General features: G+C 63.0%; 2 protein-coding genes and 1 pseudogene. 2 read left to right on the top strand and 1 reads right to left on the bottom strand.

Features of this window, described 5'->3' with window-relative positions; translation table 11 throughout:
- A pseudogene (locus Q1M07_RS12050) lies at window positions 1–1,105 on the top strand (hypothetical protein); the annotation flags it as partial.
- 18 nt (window positions 1,106–1,123) lie between these two features.
- Here Q1M07_RS12050 and Q1M07_RS12045 read toward each other — a convergent pair.
- Entirely contained in the window at window positions 1,124–1,870 is a 747-nt protein-coding gene (locus Q1M07_RS12045; protein ID WP_300454130.1) for a Nif3-like dinuclear metal center hexameric protein, read from the bottom strand.
- 67 nt (window positions 1,871–1,937) lie between these two features.
- Between Q1M07_RS12045 and Q1M07_RS12040 the strand changes: the two genes are divergently transcribed.
- On the top strand, window positions 1,938–2,700 hold a 763-nt coding region (locus Q1M07_RS12040), incomplete at its 3' end, for a trypsin-like peptidase domain-containing protein (RefSeq protein WP_300454129.1).

The following is a 2,700-nucleotide window of genomic DNA, read 5'->3' as shown; positions in this document are numbered from 1 at the left end:
GCGGATGAGCCTCTTGCTTGCCAACCCGCCGTCGGGCGACGAGGCCGACGGTCCCCGACAGCAGCTCCGTCAGGAGCAGCGCACGCTGACCGAGATTGACGACCGGATCGCCGCCCAGCTCGAGGTCAACGAGAAGATCAAGCGTCTGGAGGAATATCAAGCGCTTCTGAAGGAGAGGGTGGCGCAGCTCGACGATACGGCTTTGCCGCCCGCGGCAGCCGTCAAACCCGTGGCGTCGCCTGTGCCGGTTCGGACGTCAGGGCCTGAGGGCATCCTGGCGCAGGTCAAAGAATGGGCTTACCCGCTCGCCGGCGTGCTCGCCGTATTGCTGGGCGGCGGCGCGCTGATCTGGCTGCGCCGCAGGCGTCCCGCGGAGCCCGTCGAGGCCATGGAGCCAACCACTCAGCCCGATTTCCGGATCAGTGCTCCGCCTTCCACGACGGACCGAGCGCTCATTTCCGCGGCGCCTGAAGAGGCACGGGCGATGCCGCCTGTCCAGCATGCGGTCGTGCCACCGCCGGCTGACAATTCCGGCGAATGGGCCGAGCCGACCTTTGCTCCGGCGCATCCGATTCCCTTCGACGAAACGGTGGATGAGCAGGATTCCGCGCTGGAACTGGCGGAAATCATGATGTCCTTCGGTCGTACCCAGGGTGCGGCCGAAACGCTCGCCGACTACATTCGCAACAACCCTCGGCAGGCGGTCAAGCCTTGGCTGAAACTGCTGGAGGTCTATCACGTTGCGGGCATGCGAGCCGAGTTCGAGGTGCTGACGCGCCAGTTGAACAAGACCTTCAACGTCAAAATGATCAGCTGGAACGACTTCAGCAGCGTCCGTTCGACGCTCGACACCGTCGAGCAGATTCCCCACGTCTGTCAGCGGCTGCAGGAGCAGTGGGGAACCCAGGAGGCGCAGATATACATCCACCAGATTCTGCGGGATAACCGGAATGGCACTCGTCAGGGTTTCCCTCTGAGTGTCGTGGAGGAGTTGCTCCTTCTGCTCGCCATCCTCGACGAGGAGCTGGGCACTTACAAACCGGCTCCTGAACTGACTCTTGCGGAGATGACTCCCGCGCCGCAGCAGGCCACGCAAGAGGCCTGAGCGCCGCTGCCGATTCCGTCAAACCGGATTCGGCACTTCGACGAACTCGACTTCGATGCCGAAAGCTTCCGCCAGATGCGCGCCGAGCGCCTGCACGCCGTAACGTTCGCTGGCGTGGTGTCCGACGCACAGATACGCAACTCCCGATTCGCGGGCCTGGTGCGTCGTCGGCTCCGACGCTTCACCCGAGACGAAGCAATCCACTCCACACGAAATCGCCTGCTCGAAATACCCTTGGGCGCCGCCGGTGCACCAGCCTATCCGCTCGACGATCCGCTCAGGCTCGCCGAGCATCAGTGGCTCGCGGCCCAGACGGGCGGCGAGACTGAGGGTCAGCGCCCCGAGCGTGACCGGCTGCGGCAATCGTCCAACCCAGCCGATATCCTGATCGCCGAAACGTCCTTCCGGCAGCCAACCCATCAATCGGCCCAGTTGGGCGTTGTTGCCGAGTTGGGGATGGGCATCGAGGGGTAGGTGGTAGGCAAACAGACTGATGTCATTGGCAAGCAAGGTCGCCAGCCGTTTCTTGCGCAAGCCGGTTATGCGTCCGTCTTCCCCGCGCCAGAAATAGCCGTGATGCACCAGTACTGCATCCGCGCGTCTTTCCACTGCGGCATCCAGCAGCATCTGACTGGCGGTGACGCCGCAGACAAGCCGCTTGACGGTTGCCCGACCTTCCACCTGCAAGCCGTTTGGGCAATAATCCTTGAAGCGCTCGACCTCCAGCAGGCGATCCAGATAACGCTGCATTTCAGCTCGTTCCATCGCTGCTTTCCCTTGTGAATTTTCAGCAATTTGAAGGCGCCTGCGCGCGCCGATGGCGGATTTTACGATGCATCGCTTGTGGATGATCTTTGCCCAAGCTGTCACCATCTCGGTGGCGCTCTTGTTCGTGGTCAGCACGCTCAAACCGGAATGGATCGGCGAGCGTCCGGTGCTGCCCGCCGTCACGATTCAGGAAGCCGCCATGCCTGCGAACGGGTCGGTCGGCAGGCCCGTGGCATCCTACGCCGATGCGGCCCGGCATGCCTTGCCGTCGGTGGTGCATATCTTCACCAGCAAGGAAGTGAAAGCCCAGCGCCATCCCTTTGCCGACGACCCGCTATTTCGCCACTTCTTCGGCGACCGCCTGGACAGCCGTCCGCAGCAACGCGCTTCCGGGCTTGGCTCGGGCGTCATCGTATCGGCCGAAGGCTATGTGCTGACCAACAACCACGTCGTCGAGGCTGCCGACGAGATCGAAGTTGCCCTCGAAGACGGGCGCAAACTGCCCGCCCGAATCGTCGGACGCGACCCGGAATCCGATCTCGCGGTGCTGCAGATCAAGGCGGATGGCAGGCTTCATGCCATTACCTTCGGGCACCCCGAGCAACTCCACGTGGGCGATGTCGTGCTCGCCATCGGCAATCCCTTCGGTGTCGGCCAGACCGTGACAATGGGCATCGTTTCGGCGCTCGGGCGGACTCACCTCGGTATCAATACCTTCGAGGACTTCATCCAGACCGACGCCGCGATCAATCCCGGCAATTCCGGAGGTGCCCTGGTCGATGCTGCCGGAAATCTGATCGGCATCAACTCTGCCATCTATTCCCGTA

This window comes from Accumulibacter sp. (assembly GCF_029255285.1).
In the GTDB taxonomy this organism is placed as follows: Bacteria; Pseudomonadota; Gammaproteobacteria; order Burkholderiales; family Rhodocyclaceae; genus Accumulibacter.
This window is presented reverse-complemented; position numbering and strand designations above follow the sequence as displayed.

What these genes read in the sequence shown, in the direction of transcription:
- Q1M07_RS12045 (WP_300454130.1), bottom strand. Translation starts at nt 1,870, where the DNA reads ATGGAACGAGCTGAAATGCAGCGTTATCTGGATCGCCTGCTGGAGGTC.